Annotated in this window: 16 protein-coding genes; 6 read left to right on the top strand and 10 right to left on the bottom strand. The window is 50.0% G+C overall.

Features of this window, described 5'->3' with window-relative positions; genetic code table 11:
- Positions 1 to 6: 6 nt before the first annotated feature.
- The 4 genes from M0R30_RS12225 to M0R30_RS12210 all read right to left on the bottom strand — a co-directional run bounded on the left by M0R30_RS12225 (position 7) and on the right by M0R30_RS12210 (position 4,055).
- Positions 7 to 834, bottom strand: coding sequence for an ABC transporter ATP-binding protein (locus tag M0R30_RS12225; RefSeq protein ID WP_292547289.1), 828 nt, complete (start codon positions 832 to 834; stop codon positions 7 to 9).
- A 4-nt stretch (positions 835 to 838) separates the two neighbouring features.
- On the bottom strand, positions 839 to 1,918 hold the full coding sequence (locus tag M0R30_RS12220; RefSeq protein WP_292547287.1) for an iron ABC transporter permease: 1,080 nt from the start codon (positions 1,916 to 1,918) through the stop codon (positions 839 to 841).
- Positions 1,915 to 2,961 (bottom strand): methyltransferase, encoded by a 1,047-nt coding sequence (locus M0R30_RS12215; RefSeq protein WP_292547285.1) that lies wholly within the window; start codon positions 2,959 to 2,961, stop codon positions 1,915 to 1,917. The genes M0R30_RS12220 and M0R30_RS12215 overlap by 4 nt, the downstream gene beginning before the upstream one ends.
- A gap of 113 nt (positions 2,962 to 3,074) precedes the next feature.
- Positions 3,075 to 4,055, bottom strand: a complete 981-nt coding sequence (locus tag M0R30_RS12210) for a hypothetical protein (RefSeq protein ID WP_292547283.1) — start codon at positions 4,053 to 4,055, stop codon at positions 3,075 to 3,077.
- A 376-nt stretch (positions 4,056 to 4,431) separates the two neighbouring features.
- Here M0R30_RS12210 and M0R30_RS12205 point away from each other — a divergent pair, with 376 nt between their 5' ends.
- From M0R30_RS12205 to M0R30_RS12195, 3 genes are read left to right on the top strand one after another with little or no spacing between them, the layout of a single operon-like run.
- On the top strand, positions 4,432 to 5,142 hold the full coding sequence (locus M0R30_RS12205; RefSeq protein WP_292547281.1) for a DUF4198 domain-containing protein: 711 nt from the start codon (positions 4,432 to 4,434) through the stop codon (positions 5,140 to 5,142).
- A gap of 2 nt (positions 5,143 to 5,144) precedes the next feature.
- On the top strand, positions 5,145 to 5,942 hold the full coding sequence (locus M0R30_RS12200) for an AAA family ATPase (RefSeq protein ID WP_292547279.1): 798 nt from the start codon (positions 5,145 to 5,147) through the stop codon (positions 5,940 to 5,942).
- A 14-nt stretch (positions 5,943 to 5,956) separates the two neighbouring features.
- Positions 5,957 to 6,148: a CooT family nickel-binding protein gene (locus tag M0R30_RS12195; protein ID WP_292547277.1), complete on the top strand. Its 192-nt coding sequence runs from the start codon at positions 5,957 to 5,959 to the stop codon at positions 6,146 to 6,148.
- Positions 6,149 to 6,374: 226 nt separating this feature from the next.
- On the opposite strand, the gene M0R30_RS12190 is transcribed toward M0R30_RS12195, so the two are convergent.
- From M0R30_RS12190 to M0R30_RS12170, 5 genes are all read right to left on the bottom strand, one after another.
- A complete protein-coding gene (locus M0R30_RS12190; RefSeq protein ID WP_292547276.1) occupies positions 6,375 to 7,229 on the bottom strand; it encodes an ABC transporter permease in 855 nt (284 codons plus the stop codon).
- Positions 7,230 to 7,254: 25 nt separating this feature from the next.
- On the bottom strand, positions 7,255 to 8,196 hold the full coding sequence (locus M0R30_RS12185; RefSeq protein WP_292547274.1) for an ABC transporter permease: 942 nt from the start codon (positions 8,194 to 8,196) through the stop codon (positions 7,255 to 7,257).
- 56 nt (positions 8,197 to 8,252) lie between these two features.
- Positions 8,253 to 9,782, bottom strand: coding sequence for an ABC transporter substrate-binding protein (locus M0R30_RS12180; RefSeq protein WP_292547272.1), 1,530 nt, complete (start codon positions 9,780 to 9,782; stop codon positions 8,253 to 8,255).
- Between the two features lie 175 nt (positions 9,783 to 9,957).
- Positions 9,958 to 10,866, bottom strand: a complete 909-nt coding sequence (locus M0R30_RS12175; RefSeq protein WP_292547270.1) for an ABC transporter ATP-binding protein — start codon at positions 10,864 to 10,866, stop codon at positions 9,958 to 9,960.
- The gene (locus tag M0R30_RS12170) at positions 10,859 to 11,797 is read right to left on the bottom strand and encodes an ABC transporter ATP-binding protein (protein WP_292547268.1); all 939 of its coding nucleotides are present in this window, start codon (positions 11,795 to 11,797) and stop codon (positions 10,859 to 10,861) included. Before M0R30_RS12170 ends, M0R30_RS12175 begins: the two co-directional genes overlap by 8 nt.
- 165 nt (positions 11,798 to 11,962) lie before the next feature.
- Here M0R30_RS12170 and M0R30_RS12165 point away from each other — a divergent pair, with 165 nt between their 5' ends.
- Positions 11,963 to 12,763, top strand: coding sequence for a class I SAM-dependent methyltransferase (locus M0R30_RS12165; RefSeq protein ID WP_292547266.1), 801 nt, complete (start codon positions 11,963 to 11,965; stop codon positions 12,761 to 12,763).
- Positions 12,763 to 13,611, top strand: coding sequence for a class I SAM-dependent methyltransferase (locus M0R30_RS12160; RefSeq protein WP_292547264.1), 849 nt, complete (start codon positions 12,763 to 12,765; stop codon positions 13,609 to 13,611). The genes M0R30_RS12165 and M0R30_RS12160 overlap by 1 nt, the downstream gene beginning before the upstream one ends.
- Before the next feature lie 49 nt (positions 13,612 to 13,660).
- Here the strand turns inward: M0R30_RS12160 and cfbA are convergent, their stop codons facing one another.
- Positions 13,661 to 14,062, bottom strand: coding sequence for a sirohydrochlorin nickelochelatase (cfbA, locus tag M0R30_RS12155; protein WP_292547262.1), 402 nt, complete (start codon positions 14,060 to 14,062; stop codon positions 13,661 to 13,663).
- Between the two features lie 494 nt (positions 14,063 to 14,556).
- On the opposite strand from cfbA, the gene M0R30_RS12150 reads away from it, so the two are divergent.
- Positions 14,557 to 17,112: MEMAR_RS02690 family S-layer glycoprotein (locus M0R30_RS12150; RefSeq protein ID WP_292547260.1), on the top strand; the 2,556-nt coding region annotated here is incomplete at its 3' end.

Genomic DNA, 17,112 nt, shown 5'->3' with positions numbered 1-17,112 from the left:
ATCTGTTCATTTACAGGAGTGATCCGGGTGTTCAGCCAGGATGCCAGAACTGCACTGTTCCTTTTTTTCAATAATACACCGGGGCATCACCATCCTCACGCCATCGGTGGACCGTACCGAGCAGGTATCTTTGTAAATCAGGTCCAGGATCTCATTGTTGATCACATCACGGGGATGGCCGTTTGCGACAACACCGGAATTTGATATGACGATCACCCGGTCGCAGAACCATGCCACATGGTTGGGATCATGACTGCAGGCAAGGATGGTCTTTCCCTCTTCCGTGATGCTTCGCATGATCTCCCAGATCTTCATCTGGTTGTGAAAATCGAGGGTTGACGTGGGTTCATCGAGGAACATGATCGGCGTGTCCTGCGCAATCGCACGGGCGATCAGGACCATCTGGCGCTGTCCTCCGGAGAGCTGGTTGTAGGGACGGTCAGCAAGATCGGAAATCTCCAGCCGGTCCAGGGCGTCAAGCGCAATCTCCTTATCTTTTCGCCGTACTCCAAAGAAGCCCCCCAGGTGCGGTGTTCTCCCCATCAGGACAACTTCCCGGACAAGATAGGGGAATGGTGGTTTATGCTCCTGCGGTACGTATGAAACGATCTTTGCGAGTTCTTCCACCTTCTTTTTCGATACATCTTCTCCATTGATATGGACCGTTCCCTTGTGGGCAGCAAGGAAACGGAGGCAACACTTAAAGAGGGTGGTCTTCCCGCAGCCGTTTGGCCCGAAAAGGCCGCACAGTTCTCCCTGTTCTACCGAGAATGAGACCCCGGAAAGGACCGGGAAATTCTGATAGGTATAATGGATATCGTTCACGGAAAGCATACTATCACCCGAAAATGATCCGCCCCTTATTTCTCAGGAGGTAACAGAGATACGGGGCACCCAGGATCGATGCGATGATGCCCACGGGAATTTCTGCATTCGTGAGTGTCCGTGCCATGGTGTCGCAGATCATCAGATAGATTCCGCCCATCATGAATGATGCCGGGATTACGTACCGGTTGTCCGGCCCGAGAAGAATTCTTGAGGCATGGGGCATCATCAGGCCGACCCAGGCAATGATGCCCACAAGGGAGACGGCAAATGCCGTGACGGCAGTTGCAATACTGATGACAATGAACTTGTATCTCTCCGGGTTCACACCCAATGTTCGTGCCTCATCATCACCCATTGAAAGGATATTGAGCTTCCATCCCAGCGCCCAGAGAACGATGAAGCCGATTATTACAACCGGGGCAATGACCCGGACATCATTCCATGTGGCATAGTAAAATCCCCCCATCATCCAGAAGACAATCTCTCGTAAGGCCGCATCAGTGGAGAGGTATTTCAGGAGTGAGACCAGTGCTGCAAATATTGATCCGACAATAACGCCGGCGAGAATCAGAGTGACAACCGGGGTCTCTCCCCGCACCCGGGCAAGGAGGTATGCGACCGCGACAGCAATGGACCCGAATGCAAACGCGGATAACTGGAGCGAGAAGAAAATTGCAGGAAATACGATGCCGAGTGCTGCTCCGAATGCGGCCCCGGAAGAAACGCCGAGGATATATGGTTCTACGAGCGGGTTCCTGAAGACGCCCTGAAAAACCGCCCCGGCTATTGCAAGAGCCCCCCCGACAAACAGGGTGAGCAATATCCGTGGTGCTCGTATGTCCCAGATGATTGTGTTGTTGAGTTTTTCGATTGCCGATACGTCCCCGAACGTGACGTGGGTAAACACCGTCTGGTAGACATCCAGGACCGTGAACCCGTATTTGCCCATAACAACCGCAGTCAGGGCCGAGATAAACATGAGTGCCGCAATAACAAGAAGGATCAGTATCTTCTTGTATTCTGAAAATCCTCCGACATCGTCATAGCCCATCCTTTCCAGCAGTCGTTTTAACCGTGTTGTCTCTGTCATCTTGCTACTTTCCTTGAAACAATAATCCGCGACGGGTGGAACGGCGTATTTAAATCGTGCACTTTTTCGATCTCAAAACCATTGGATTCCAGAGTCCTGGAAAATTCTGTAGAAGAATAAACGCGATCGGTGTCTTCTGCAAGGGAGAACATGAGATCGAAATAAACCGCTGTCGCATCCCGGACAATATCGTCGATATGCCAGTGTTTTGAGATGAATATCCCGTCATTATTGAGGCTGGAATGAACTCTGCCGAGGATGGCATCCAGCTGCGTTTTTTCCCGGTATAGTACGTCGGATGCAAAGACCATGTCATACCCTGAACCGAGATTGTCCGTGGTAAAGTCTCCAGGAATGGCGGTGACCCGGTTCGCATGATACGTTGATATCATCGGTGAGGTTACCTGTGTGACTACCGGGGGGAGATCCAGGACTGTTGAAGAAAGACCCGGGTTCATCCGGGTAAAGGCAATCGAATAAAGACCGTGGCCCCCACCAAGATCAAGCATTGTTTTTACGTTCCGGAATCCCGGATAGTTTTTCATGAACTCGATTGTTTTTTGCAGACTTCCTCGTACCGCACCTTCGGCCATCGCGTGGACAAAACCTGCATCAAAGACCCCGTGAAGGCCACGTTCGTACCCCTCAGGACCGTTGCGGATGATCTCGGAAAGGCGGCTCCACCGGTCATTCCGTGTGGTGCTCCAGAGTTTGATGAGATTTCCCTGGTAAAAGGGGGATTTTTTCCGGAAAAATGCCTTCGAACTGTCTGTTGGCGCGAAACGTCCTTCAGTCTGTTGCATGAAGCCGGAAGCCACAAGTGAGTTGCAGAATTTGCCCGTGAGCTTTTTTTGCAGACCCAGACGATCAGCGAGTTCATCGGACGTTTTCGGCTCATCAAGCGCATCAAAAACTCCCAGTTCCACTGCTGTTGCAACAATGCGATATGTTTCAACAGCGTGTGCAAGCTCCTGGAGTTTTCCGATATCTTCAGGTGGTAATAATTCAAGATTGGAGTTGAATGTTATTATTGGATCATTCATGGACTATTCGTTATCACATAATAAAATAAAAGTATTACTAAATGATATCCAATCAGATTGTTTAGCTCCTGTTATATCCTTAATAATATTGTATGTGAGGTTTTTTCTGAACCTTACACCCCTCCCAGGAAAATCAGGAGTATGACCATGATTATCGTTGCGCCCTGTAACATGCAAAAATCAATAGCGGAGACCTTGAAACCAAGGGTCTTCCCGAATAATGCGACATTTGTGGGGAATCCTGACTTGATCTGGCCAATGCCAAGGTGAATCGCCCGGGAGATAACATAGATCAGGAGACACTGTACAACTGTCAGATCTTCCGCAACAGCGATCGTCCCTATTGCAGCAATGGCTGCAACCTGGCTCATGAACGCCGCGGCATAGACAATAATGGATGAAGCTGGCAGGTTAAGGGACGAAAGGAGCGGATCCAGGAATGAAGCCAGCATGTCCCGGACACCGATATTGAATAACAGGATTATAATCGCGCCTGTCGGGATTAGGACGATGGTGATCTCATAAAAACCCTTCACACTATCGATAAAACAGTGTTTCAGGGTTCCGATCCATGTCATGTTTTCCCGTTGTGGCGAAGGTGCAGGACCGGGATTCAGTGAAGGATTTTTTTCAGTTCCTGTATCGGGGTCAAAGAGGATCCGCCCGGCAATAATTCCTACGATGGCGATCCCAAAACAGATAAGGAATTCAACCCCCATTATGCTTCCCCCGACCCAGATACCAAAGACCGAGAGAGCAACGGGTGCAAGGAAGAATGTGACGCTGTTGATACTTTTCGGGAAATAAGCGACTAACACTGATATAATAATTTCCTTATCCGTGAGGTTTTTTTCCTTATAGTTTTCCGACATCATGCCCAGCGCTGAATAGGAGTTCAGAAGATAAAAGGAAAAAATTGCCGAGCATTTTTTTGGCAGGTGGGCCGCCCGGGCGATGTATGACATTGGTAACCCGATCAGGTCGAGATACGGTGATGCCTTGATCAGGTTTGCAACAAAGAAGCCAAAGAATATATACGGCAGCGTAAGCCAGAAAAAATTCAGTATCTGCTGGAGAACATTCAGGAGATCCATGAAGACATCATCGCTTGTGTTTGCTGGTATACCTGTTTTTGGAATCTGGTGTTCCGGTGATTGTGATGTTTATGAGTTACAGTTACGGGATCTTCTATCCTGACATATCGCTATACTAAAATCTCCGTCGGATCGTGTTTGCCGACAGGGGACGTTCAACAGCAGCTGCATTGGCCTGGACACCCCCAGGCAGGCACGTTTCCCATCAGTAATCCTTTGACAATAATTCTTTAATCAGAAATTTTATCTTTGAGATATGCAGATTGTGTGTAAATAAATAAATAGATTTTCGAATTATTGCTATCAATTAAGAAAATATTATTACTATTACTGCCCACAATTCACTGGTTACAAATAACCACGAGATGGTTAAAACATGGATAAAATGGTACTGATGGTATTTGGTCACGAGATATGGCTCGAGGGCCAGAATGGAAAGGGAACAAAAACTGACATCAAACTGATGTACGGCCATAACATGAAGACCGACGGGCACGTTGATGCAAAAAGAATCTCCTCGGTTGTGTATGGTCCTGGCAGGAAAAAGATTGTTCCCGGGATCAAATCGAAGACCGATTGTCATATCGTTACATTTACCGGAGAAAAGCCGGGATATTATATTCCGGTAGTCGACCTCTCGCCCCTGGTGATATCGAAAACAAAGAAGGACGAATACAAGCAGGGCTCGCGGAAGATGTATAAGGATATCGTCTATGCAGGTGCATTCCACCAGATGGCAAAAAAGATCATCCCTATTGGTGATGTTGGCGCCTATAAGGCCCGGCACGTCCATGGAATCCTTGATATCCTGCCGGAAAACCCGCAACTTGCCAAGGGTAAGGATATCAGTATGACTCTTCTTTATGAAGGAAAGCCTGTTAAAGGGGTGACCGTGAAGGCAGTTTCAAAGGCGGAAGGAAAAGACCTGGCGACCGGCATAACTGACGCAAAAGGCATCGTCAAGTTCCCCATCACGCGCAAGGGCACCTGGATGTTCATTGCACGGCACAACGATCCATCGAAAGCGGTAGAGGATGAATACGATGAGACGGTGTTCGTGTCCACGCTGGTGATGGAGACTGCCTGAACATGATCAGGATCATTGCAACGGGGAAAGGGGGTGCGGGTAAAACTACCGTGATAGCTACCCTGTCCCGTCTTCTTTCCCGGAAGGGATACCGTATCCTTGCTATCGATACCGATCCCAGTATGAATCTTGCAATGTCCCTTGGTATCCCCTTCACAACGATCCGGACCCTTGCTGAAGACAAAATTGGTATACGCGAACAGCTCTTCGGGAATGATTCGGATGATGATTATGATCACGACCATCCCCCAAACATCGATATTGAAGAAATCCTGAGGCAGTACGAAGTGTATGCGTATGATGACGTACGGGTCGTTGTTATGGGAACCATACCTTATGGTGGTGCCGGGTGTATCTGTTCCTCGATATCGCTCGTAAAGCTCCTGATCGAACACATCGCTTCCCAGACCGACCGGTATGATATTGTTATCGTGGATTCCCAGGCCGGCTCAGAGATCCTCGGGAGGGGCCTGGCCGTTGATTACGATTACAATCTTGTCATTACCGAGGCCTTCCCGAAATCGATGGAAGTTGCACGGCATGTAATGAAACTCGCCGGTGACCTTCGTATTAAAAGGCAGGTGGTTATTGTAAACAAGGTTAAAAACGGGAACGAGGTTGGAAAGGTGATACAGGAATTGTCCCTGACCGGGGATACCGTGATTCCCGTCCGTTACGATGAACAGGTTGCCGAGGCTGACCGGAACGGGCAGCTTATTCTTGATACTGCCCCGGAATCCATGACTGTCTGCGATATCCGGGGGATTATGGATATGATACAGGGATCCTGCCAATCGTGAAAAGGTGGTATACAATGTGCGAGTTTACGGTAATTCTGGAAGAAAGCGGAGAAAAGAAAAAAATTGCAGAGAATGTTGTCAAAGCCCGGCGCAAAGAGGGAATTGTTGTCCTGACGAACGCGTCCGGTTCACTCTCTAAAGTAGAGGGGGCAACCATCGAGGTCGTCGATACCCTCATGCAGGAGCTGGTCCTGAAAAAGGCATAACCTATGGGAACATTTTTTCAGGAAAAATATGGATAATGGGGAACCTGGCCGTGAATACACTACGCATGAACCGGAGATATTAATCCTCATTTTGGCAGTTCCTTTTATAGAACCCGATTAAAAGAACCAGTTATTTTCTTCAGACATATTTTCATATTGCCGGTGAAAAAAAAGGGGATATCGTTCAGGACCTGTTCTCCTTATCTGTCGGCCGCTCAATTCCGATTCAGATAGCAACCGTGTCCGATCGGGGATCCAGGATTGTCCGAAGTTCGGAACCGATCAGGTTTGTTGCGAGGACAAACAGGACGATCATTATACCGGCTGATAGGGCTATCATGGGTGTTTTATCAAGCAGAGGCAGCCCCTGGTTGATCATCGTCCCCCACTCTGGTATTGGTGGCTGTACCCCAAGACCAAGGAACCCAAGTGAGGTAATCGTGATGATCTTGGCACCAAGCCCGAGTGTAGCAATCTCGATGATTGGACCGTAACAGTTCGGCAGGATATGCCGGAAAAGGATGTGCGTGTCTGATGCCCCGGCTGCTTTTGATGCCTCGATAAAGCCATTGGATTTGACCGACAGTGTACTGCTCCTGATTACCCGCGCAAATTTTGCCCAGCCGGGAAGTAATATCGCGAGAATTATTCCCAGTGGTGTCGGGCCTACTATGGCGATGATCGGAAGAGCAAGAACGATCGCGGGAAAGGCAAGGAAGATATCCGTCGTCCGCATCAGAACCGCATCGAGTTTCTGGTAATAACCGGCATACGTGCCGACGAGGACTCCGATCAGGACGCAGGCGATGGTTGATATAACAGCGATTGCAAGGGAGATCTGCCCGCCGTAGACGATCCTGCTGAAGATACACCGGCCGAACTGGTCGGTTCCCAGGGGATAAGTGAACGATGGCGGGGAAAACCGCAGCTCAAGGGTCTGTTCGGCCGGGTCATGCGGGGCAATGACCGGTGCCAGGACCGTGATGAGGCAGAGCGATATAAAAATAAAGAGCCCGACCGTGAGGGTCTTGTTGCTCCGGAGGATTTCCCATAGCCCGTTCAGTTGAGTTAACGGATTCATCTCTCTAACATTGCCGGTATCCATTTCAGACCTCTTCATACTTGATCGCCGGATTGAGATAGATGTAGGACAGATCGACCACGAGATTGATCACGACAAATATTATGGCGAACGTGATCATGCATCCCTGCAAAATCATGATATCCCGCGTTTCAACTGCTTCCACCGTGAGCCTTCCAATCCCCGGTAGGGCAAAAATACTCTCAACGATGACAGCCCCTCCAAAGAGCCAGCCGAACTGTGTGCCCATATACGTCATGACCGGAAGCAGGGCATTTTTTATTGCATGTTTTGTGATAATCGTCTTCCGGTCGAGTCCTTTGGAGCGGGCAGTCAGGATATAGTTCTCCTCAAGGACATCCAGCATACTCGTTCTCATGATCCGTGATGTTATGGCAATAAGGCCGATAGCAAGAACAACGGAAGGAAGGATGAAGTACTGGAACCCCCCGCTCCCCGCTACCGGTAAAATTTTTAAGTTGATTGCAAATACCAGGAGCAGGATGATCGCGATAAAAAATTCCGGGGTAGAATTCCCGATTACAGAGAAAATCCTGCAGAAATGATCGAGGAGCCCGTTCTGTCTCACTGCGGCAGCAATTCCCAGCGGGATACCGATGATTATCGAGATTGACATCGCAAGTGCTGCCAGGTAAAATGTTGTTGGCAGTGCATACAGGATCTCATGGACCGTACTTTTATGCGAGAGATAAGAAAATCCAAGGTCTCCCTGCACGACGCGGGAAAGCCAGATAAAGTACCTGATATGTAACGGCTGGTCAAGGCCCATCTCCGCTCTCATCACGGATATCGCTTCCGGGGAAGGACTGTCCGTGTCAAGGATAGCTTTGAGCGAGATCTCCGCAGGATCGCCCGGAGCGAGCGAAACCAACAGGAATGTGATGATGGATATCCCTAATAATACTGGTATAATCTGAAGTATCCGATGAATAATAATTGCCTGCATAGCGCTTTTCCGGGACCCGGCTCCTTAAAAAAAATAGATCATTTTTTTCTGGCAGATTATACGAAGTACACATTTTCCAGATGGTAACAGTACTCGTTTGTATGGCTGCGGTATCCACTGATCTTGTCATTGGTGATATCCAGGTTGACATAGTAGTTGAGGTAGGCAACGGGGGTCTCAGCAACGACAATTGACTGTACTTCATCATACATCGCCTTGCGGGCGGACAGATCCTGAGTGGTCCGGGCCTGTTCTATGAGCGAATCGACCCGGCTGTTGTTCCACCGGAACGCTCCATATGCATTTTTACTTGTTCCGCTTGAATGGTAATCAGTCATCATAATCTCATCGGGATCCGGTGTGAACAGCACGCCTCTTCCCATGAGATACATATCATATTCCCCTGTTTTGAAGATACCTTCCGTTGCTGTGCTGGTGCCAACGGTGATTTCCATATCCATCCCTGCTTTTTTGAGCTGCTGCTGTATCACTTCAGCCATCGGGGGAAGCTCCGCCCGTTCAGAATAGGTGAGAAGCTTTACCCTGAATGGATTGCCGTCTTTTTCCACGATCCCGTCACCATTCGTGTCTTTCCAGCCCGCATCCGCAAGGAGCTGGCGTGCTTTATCCAGGTTGTACGGATAGGGTTGGATCGACTTGTTTGCCCAGTAAGAATCCGGTGGGAAAAGACCGGTTCCCGGGGTACCGATACCTTCAAGGACACTCGTGATAAGAGCGTCGCGATCGATGGCATAATTGACAGCCTGTCGCACACGGGCATCGTTGAACGGGGCCTTGATGTTGTTGAACGAAATCATCCGCACGCGGGGAATTGACTGCTGCTGGACCGTGAACCCGGACTGGTTCATGTATCCTACCGCGATATCCGGAGGCATGATAACCGCAAGCTGGATCTCGTCGCTCTTCAACAACATGTTCCGTGTCAGTGCTTCGGGTATAATCCTGTACACGACTTTATCGACCAGAGCGCCTGTCCCCCAGTACCTGGGATTTTTGACTAATGAGATCTCTTCTTTCGGTTTCCATGAGTCGAACATGAATGGCCCGGTCCCGATCGGTTTAATGATAGTCCCGTTGGCGTCCCATGATGAGGAACTAAGGGCGGAAGCCTCCCCTCTTGAGAGGTATGCAGGTAACAGGAGGAACGATTTATTCATCCTGACAACGAGGGTCTGGGTGTCCGATGCATCAATACCGGCAATGGGTACTGCAGCAAAGGACATTGATTTGGTCAGGGAACGTTCAAGGGATTTCTTCATCGCCTCGGCAGTAAAGGGAGTGCCATCGTGGAATACAACCCCCTTCCTTAAGGTAAATGTCCATGTTTTTCCATCCGGTGAAACGCTCCAGTCCGTTGCGAGGGATGGTATGACTTTTCCTTCATAATCCACACCGGTCAACGATTCTGTGTACCCGATTCTTTGGCCGGTATACCCATATTCATGGGGGTCAATTGTCTTTGGTTCCCATTGCGCTGCAAGTGTGAGTGTTGTCGGCTTTGCAGACTGCTGGATGCCCGTTTGCGTTCCCGTGCAACCTAAGGTTAATACTGCAATGAACAGCATGAGCACCAGAATACAGAAATGTTTCTTCATAATAATTGATCATACGTTTTTACTTTTTTTTCTTATTTAGTGGTTCTTATTTGGATCCGGTATCGTGGAAGCTGAGGGTAAAAAATCGATTTTTTTCATATGATCCCGTTTTTTCCCCATGGTAAGAATGGATAAAAAACATGGTTCACGATAGCAGGTGACACCGGACCCTGCGATCCCCGTATTCCTGCATTTTCGGATAACTATTACATAGCGGGGAACGGGACGGGCAGGAGGGAAGGTACGAGCAGGCCCGGGAGCTGCAGTTGCATACCGGGACAAGTTCGGGCACAGTCTCATGGGGATCCGGTGAAACAATCTTTTGCGTGAAAGGATGGGCAGGATGATCCAGGATTCCCGCACCCTCTTCAACGATTTGCCCGTCAAGCATGACCGCTATCCGGTCGCCCATGATCTTTGCAAGCTGGATATCGTGAGTGATGAAGAGACAGCCACACTTTATCTCCTTCTGGCGGGCCTGGAGGAGACGGATGATCGAGGCCTGGATCGACACATCCAGCATTGAAGTCGGTTCATCGCATACGATGAATGCTGGATCGAGCGCTATCGCCCGTGCAATAACCGCCCGCTGAAGTTCCCCTCCACTGAGCTGGTGGGGAAACCGTGCTGCCTGTTCGGGTTCGAGACCTACGAGATCGATAAGTCGTTCCAGTTCCCTTTTTTGGTCCCTTCCCCCGGTCATTTTCGAATGTATCCGGAATGGCTCGAGGATGGAATCGGCAACCGTCCACCGGGGATTGAGAGCGCTATCGGGATGCTGAGAGACAATCTGGAATTTCCACCGGATTGCACGGAGTTCAGACGGGGTCATCTTCGCGAGGTTTTGTCCCTCAAAGAGCACTTCCCCCTGGCTTGGCGGAATCAGGTTGAGGAGGATCCGTCCGAGCGTGGATTTGCCGCACCCGCTCTCCCCGATCAGCGCAAGGGTCTCGCCTTTATCGATCCGGATATCAACATCCTCAATAGCCCGGGTATGTTTTTTCCGGTTATTCTCTGATATAAAATTCTTTGTAAGTCCGATACCCTCAATCATAGTTCCAGCACCTCACCAGCGTCCCGCTTTCATGGCGGATCAGGGGCGGTTCATTGCAGCACCGCTGCGTTACATCCGTGCACCTGAAGCGGAATTTGCATCCGGTATCGTGCTCATCCAGGTCCTGTGTCTTTCCGGGGATGGGGATGAGACCATTTTCGGGAAGCGAGTGGAGGAGCCCCGCGGAGTAGGGATGTAGCGGCCGGGTAAAAAACCGGCTGCTCTCTGCAATCTCGATGATCCGCCCATTGTACATTACGACGATCCGGTCCGCAAGATCGTGGGCAAACGAGAGGTCATGCGTGATGATGATGAGAGTAATGCCCTGATCCCGCACCGTGCGGAACACGGCAGAAATGGATCCTTTATTGATCACATCGATTCCCTTGGTGGGCTCATCAGCGATGATGACTTCCGGGAGGGCGGATACCCCCATCGCCACGAGCGCTCTCTGCAGCATTCCCCCGCTGAATGAATGAGGATAGGCAGAGAATCTTTCTTCCGGAGGTAACACCCGGAATTTATACAGAAGATCGAGAACCTTCAGGTGAATCCTCTCTCGTCCCCATTCGGTATGCCGGCCCAGTGGCTCCCCGATCTGTTCGCCAACACGCATCGACGGGTTCAGGGCGCTTGCCGGGTTCTGGGGAACCCAGGCAATCTTAAGGCCCCGTACTGACTGGAGTTCCTTGTCCGACAGGGAGAGCAGATCGGCTCCGTCATAGGTGATAGATCCGGATACTGTACAGGTCGGGGGGAATAATCCCAGGATTGACGTTCCCAGCACAGATTTCCCACTCCCGCTCTCCCCGATGATGGCGAGCGTCTCGCGTTCTTCAACTGCGAGATCAACCCCGTCCACTGCCTTCACTGTTGAGGTGGCAAGAGGAAAATGCACGGACAGCTGGTTTACATCGATAATCGTGGTCATCCGATTCTCCCGGTTTGTGTATCTGCACAATGATTCAAATTGTAATGAGTTTTAATATGGTAATACTAAATGATAAGTATTATTAATTTTGTATGAAAATTGAAAAAGGTCTGCCCGGATTATCAGGAACAGCGATTTGACAAAAAAAGGGGTGACGGAGTGAGCATGACAAAATCTATTGACTGGAAAGAGGCCTGGAAGGAAAGCGTGGATGAATCGAGCCGTGTCAGTACATCCAGCTACTGGAACTCGCGCGCCTATGATTATGCAAAAATGGTTGACACGAGCGATTGTGATCACGGCAGGAGGATCCTGAATGTTTTCCTGAACCAGGGAATCATTCATGATGACTGGAACGTACTTGATATTGCATCAGGCCCGGGTGCGCTGACCCTCCCTTTTGCTGAAAGGGTCAGGAATGTAATGGCCATTGAACCCTCTCATCAGATGGCTTCCTGTCTTATGGAAAATGCCCGCAGACAGGGACTGATTAATATCGGGGTTATCCCGAAGACCTGGCAGGAGGTGAAGGTATCTGACTATGAAAACCAGTTCGACATGGTCACCTGCTGTCACGCGCTCTGGCAGTTCCCTGACCTTCTGGAGCAGGTCCGCCGGATGGAGACGGTGTCCCGGGGATACTGCTGCCTCGCTCATGGCGTGGATGTCAGCGAACGGGAACTGAAGAAGAGTGTCGGGGCACCGATTGAAGGCAGGGATCAGTTTATCACGCTCTTCAATTACCTGAATGACGAGGGGATCTATCCCAATGTGAATATCATTCCATATTCCCTGATGTGGCCTGTCGATGCGGCAATCGCATCCAAGGAACGGTTCGTTGAAAAGTACCGCCCGCTTACCGATGAGGACCGGGCGATCATCCGTGAGTATATCGCACGCCACACCACTGACGGGATTTATAAGATCGCCGGCAGGATGGGCGTCCTCTGGTGGAAGGTGGGATGATGGCTGCAACAACGGTTGACTGGATCAGGAACTGGGAGGAGATCTATGATGGGCGTCTTAAGGTAATGCAAAGGGATTATTCCATTGATGACTGGACTGAGCGCGCCGAGGATTATTCTGAGAGAAGGAAAACAAACCAGTACGAGTTCGGGGAGAACGTGTATGCGGCCCTTACCGGCCATGGTATTGTTGGGGATACGTCCCGTGTGATCGAGGTCGGATCCGGACCGGGGACATTTGTCATTCCGTTTTCAAAACACGCAGAGCATATAACAGCAGTCGAACCTGCTGACGGGATGATCCGCATTATCCGGGAAAATGCGCGGGAAGCGGGAATTGAAAATTATGATATCATCAACAAGATCTGGCAGGATGTCAGTATCCCTGAACTACGGGGCAAGTATGATCTTGTCATCACTTCCACAGTCATCTGGATGTTCCGTGATATCATGGCGCAGATCAGTCGCATGGAGGAGATGACTCATGGGCACTGTTGCGTTGTGGAGGGTATCGACAGCACAGATGCCTTAGGAAAAAAAATCTGGTATACGATCATGGGAGAGATCCCGTACCCCCCCTATCCCGGGTATCCGATCATCTTCAACCTGCTCTACCAGAACGGCCGGATCCCGCAGGTCAGGATTGTTGAAGCAAAGAGCCGTCGCTCCACAGAAAAACTGATGAAGATGTACAAGGTTTTCTACTCGCTGTATACAAAGTTCACACCAGAAGTAGAGGAGAAGATCCATTCAGCTCTGCTCGCTGACAGTGCAAGCGGCCTTCATGAAGGGACGTACCGGTCTGCCGTTGTCTGGTGGGACCCGAAGGAGCGGCGGGAAATGGTATAAGGTTCACTTCCCGTATTAGTTTTTTACATATTGATTTAAAAAAAAGAGATCAGATGAGGGTGAGCGCCAAGTTCGCATTCTTTATCATCATGTCGGCAAGCAGGGGATCCACGCCGATAGGGCCTGCATAGTGAAGAGGGACGGTTCTCCCGTTCATCGCAAACGATCCCCGCGTCTCCCCTTCCAGAAGTCCGACACGTCGGGGGATGTCCTGGTTGATATGGACTCCCTTTGCAAGGAAGAGCGGCACAACAACGAGGGCATCGATCGGTTCCTCCCTGAAGGCATCGAGCGATTCCGGGATGGTCGGGTTGTTGACCCTCATGAATCCGCACTTCACGATATACTCGGGGTATTTCTTTTGGATCAGGGCAGCAGTATTTTCAGCAAGTTCCTGGTTATAAGGGAGGGAACTTCCGTGCCCGACCAGCAGCAATCCTTTTTTCTCCATAGGGAACACTCCACAGGTATTTTCCGGAAATTTCAGAACGGTAATGGCCAGAATCTGAAAGGACGGTGTATGAAAATTGTTTGCATGCGTAATAATAAGTATCTGTTTTATTTTTAATTCGTGGCATCTGATAGAACCCTGCTTTAGGATCGTGATTCCGTCAGATGAATTTTTGCAATATACAGAACAGGACGGGGATCCTTGACCCACGGAGGATCCAAAAGATCGGTATTGGGTGTGTATGGTGAAACCCATGATCTCGAATATACTCCCAATTATGGAAGACACGATTATTTCGTTGCAACATACACGTTTAGGAGTTCAAATAGTATTACATTTATAATTCCTTATCACATTCGATCTAAAATACAAGGATTTTTCTACTATTTAGTGTTACAATTATTAAAAAAGGTATAACTTTTTAGGATCTATGGGATTGACGTTTGATGAAACAATTACCTCTTATCTTAGCCACAGTCGTTCTGTTCGTGCTGATGGCAATCATTCCGGTATCGGCAGTAACTGACACCAACGCGAATGGAACGATTATTCAAGCTGGTGCAACCGTATTTATCGGTGAGGATAGTCTCAACCTGACTCACGCATTGAACTCAGTACAGCCCAATACCGGGCTTGATAATGCCCCGGTGTTAAAGTCCATTGGCTGGTGGGCATCGGCAGCAGGGCTGACGACCTCATCACCGACCAAGACCCTCGTTCTTGACAACACGTACAAGAACTTCGAGGTCGCCGACACAGACTTTGTAGGATACACCGGAAACTGGTATGTGCTCGCAGCGGATGGCAAGACTCCGTCAAGCACGGCCCTGTTCAACGTCCAGGACCCGACCCTCTCTATTGCGGTCTGGGACTTCAGCCGGGGTACCAATCCTGCCGGGACTGCGGGGATAGATGGTGACGATGTGACCGGGAAATCTGTTTTTCAGGGAGATGCCCTTGGGTTCCAAATCTCCACCAACATGCACCCGGCAACGCTGGCTTCCCAGAGGAACAACACGATCTCGTCCCTCGTCAATTGTGTCGCGGATTCTACGAGCGTAAGTGGTTATATGCCTGACGGCTCCTCTTCCGACTGGAACAAGAATTCCACGGGTTATGCCAATGCATCGTATTCTGAATTGATTTCAGGTCATATGTATAAAGTGTACAACGGTACTGTCTTCAACAAGATGACCTACGGTTGGAACTTTACTACCTCATACTATGCGTACTACTATAACGCAAGTACCACAATTGATTCAAACTATCCATTCACCGCTTCGAACTACACGGCAGACGCCGATGGTATAGTAATGATGGAAACCGCCAATTGGGCTGCTTATCTGCATACTGGTGCATCACCCGTAAACGGCCCCACCGCAACTGACGGGTACATCACCATCAAGCTGAAGGACGAGAGTGGTGCGACCTATAACAAACTGAAGACCAATACTACGGTCTCAAGCACTCCTGTGGATACGAGCATCACCAACCAGTTCGTCGATAAAGCACCATGGTACTTTGGATCGTCGCAGACCTATTGGGTCACCGGTACAATTGACAACAACGGCCAGTACGCGTACCCGGTTGGCACTTACACGTTCTGGGCAGAATCCCTGCTCAACAGCATGAAGGACAACTACAAGAACGCAGGTGCAGATTACACAGGAAAGACCATCTCTGCTTCCGGCACGTTCAGCCTTGCAACGTTTACAGTAAAGATCGAGGCAAAACCGGAGTCCGTTGTCCGAAGTAAAAGGTTCACGGTTACGGTTACCGGCAGACCCAGCACTTACTATTATATATGGGTCAAGGGTACCAGTGCAATGACCGGTGGCTATGATGACATGCCCCCGCAGATCGTCGACGACCAGGCTTCAGTCACCTTTGATGACGCAGTATCTGCATCGAAGGGCACTCACGCCATCGGTAACTACGCCTACGAGAATGGCGCTGGCAAGACCATCTGGGAAGATGTTGCAAGGAACAAGACCGATGTTAATTCCTATAACAGGACCCGGTACTACGCAAAGATCAAAACTTCGGGTGGCGGCGTAAGGCTTGTAGAATGGACCACCAACAACTGGACCAAGGCACAGAAGTACACGATCCGTGTCGAGGCAAACATCGATGGTACCTACAAGAGCGACGAAGTTGATATCAACGTCGAGCAGGGCGCAGTCACCATCGTGGCAGCAGGCGACCAGTCCTACTACCTCGGCGAAGAGATCAAGTTCTCCGGTACCAACACCGAGACCTACAAGACCTACCTGTTCATGATCGCACCGAACCTTCCCGAAGACGGTGCAATGATTGATCCCGCGGATAAGGACCCGAGGAACGCAGGATCCCTGAACCCCGGTGTCGCCACCAACGTGAAGGCAGACTTCAAGGAAGTCGAAGTCAACGGTGACAACACCTGGTCATGGAAGTGGGGAACCGCCAGCTTCGCACTCGATTCAGGCACCTACACGGTCTACGCAGTGAGCCAGCCGTACAACAAGAAGAACCTTGCAAATGCGGCATACGGCACTGTTTCCGTTATCCTCAAGAAGCCTTTTGTCTCCGCGACCGCATCCCAGTCCACGGTTGCCAAGGGTGACAGGATCTACATTTCAGGTACCGCACAGGGTGACCCCTCAAGTGTCCAGATCTGGATCATGGGTAAGAACTATGCAGTCCTGAAGTCTGCATCCGTCAACTCCGACGCCTCGTTCAAGTACGAAGTTAAGCAGGAAGACACCAAGACTCTTTCAAGCGGCCAGTACTTCGTGGTTGTCCAGCACCCGATGCAGAACGGCGAATTCGATGTCGCTCTCCACGCACTTGACGACGGAACTAACCCGGGATACGTCTACAACAAGCAGCTCATCAACAGCGGCGACACGACATCCACAACTACGATCTTCAAGCTCCTCGGATCAAACAGCCTCCAGGGCTCCGATGCAGCTGAAGCACTTGCACAGGGCATCAACGACGCAAACGTCGACGATACCTACACCAAGCTCCAGTTCCTTATCGAGGAACCCCAAATCAACGTCGATGCAGTT

It is taken from the genome of Methanoregula sp. (assembly GCF_023227875.1).
Lineage (GTDB): Archaea > Halobacteriota > Methanomicrobia > Methanomicrobiales > Methanospirillaceae > Methanoregula.
This window is presented reverse-complemented; position numbering and strand designations above follow the sequence as displayed.

What these genes read in the sequence shown, in the direction of transcription:
- M0R30_RS12225 (WP_292547289.1), bottom strand. Translation starts at nt 834, where the DNA reads ATGCTTTCCGTGAACGATATCCATTATACCTATCAGAATTTCCCGGTC.
- M0R30_RS12220 (WP_292547287.1), bottom strand. Translation starts at nt 1,918, where the DNA reads ATGACAGAGACAACACGGTTAAAACGACTGCTGGAAAGGATGGGCTAT.
- M0R30_RS12215 (WP_292547285.1), bottom strand. Translation starts at nt 2,961, where the DNA reads ATGAATGATCCAATAATAACATTCAACTCCAATCTTGAATTATTACCA.
- M0R30_RS12210 (WP_292547283.1), bottom strand. Translation starts at nt 4,055, where the DNA reads ATGGATCTCCTGAATGTTCTCCAGCAGATACTGAATTTTTTCTGGCTT.
- M0R30_RS12205 (WP_292547281.1), top strand. Translation starts at nt 4,432, where the DNA reads ATGGATAAAATGGTACTGATGGTATTTGGTCACGAGATATGGCTCGAG.
- M0R30_RS12200 (WP_292547279.1), top strand. Translation starts at nt 5,145, where the DNA reads ATGATCAGGATCATTGCAACGGGGAAAGGGGGTGCGGGTAAAACTACC.
- M0R30_RS12195 (WP_292547277.1), top strand. Translation starts at nt 5,957, where the DNA reads ATGTGCGAGTTTACGGTAATTCTGGAAGAAAGCGGAGAAAAGAAAAAA.
- M0R30_RS12190 (WP_292547276.1), bottom strand. Translation starts at nt 7,229, where the DNA reads ATGAATCCGTTAACTCAACTGAACGGGCTATGGGAAATCCTCCGGAGC.
- M0R30_RS12185 (WP_292547274.1), bottom strand. Translation starts at nt 8,196, where the DNA reads ATGCAGGCAATTATTATTCATCGGATACTTCAGATTATACCAGTATTA.
- M0R30_RS12180 (WP_292547272.1), bottom strand. Translation starts at nt 9,782, where the DNA reads ATGCTGTTCATTGCAGTATTAACCTTAGGTTGCACGGGAACGCAAACG.
- M0R30_RS12175 (WP_292547270.1), bottom strand. Translation starts at nt 10,866, where the DNA reads ATGATTGAGGGTATCGGACTTACAAAGAATTTTATATCAGAGAATAAC.
- M0R30_RS12170 (WP_292547268.1), bottom strand. Translation starts at nt 11,797, where the DNA reads ATGACCACGATTATCGATGTAAACCAGCTGTCCGTGCATTTTCCTCTT.
- M0R30_RS12165 (WP_292547266.1), top strand. Translation starts at nt 11,963, where the DNA reads ATGACAAAATCTATTGACTGGAAAGAGGCCTGGAAGGAAAGCGTGGAT.
- M0R30_RS12160 (WP_292547264.1), top strand. Translation starts at nt 12,763, where the DNA reads ATGGCTGCAACAACGGTTGACTGGATCAGGAACTGGGAGGAGATCTAT.
- cfbA (WP_292547262.1), bottom strand. Translation starts at nt 14,062, where the DNA reads ATGGAGAAAAAAGGATTGCTGCTGGTCGGGCACGGAAGTTCCCTCCCT.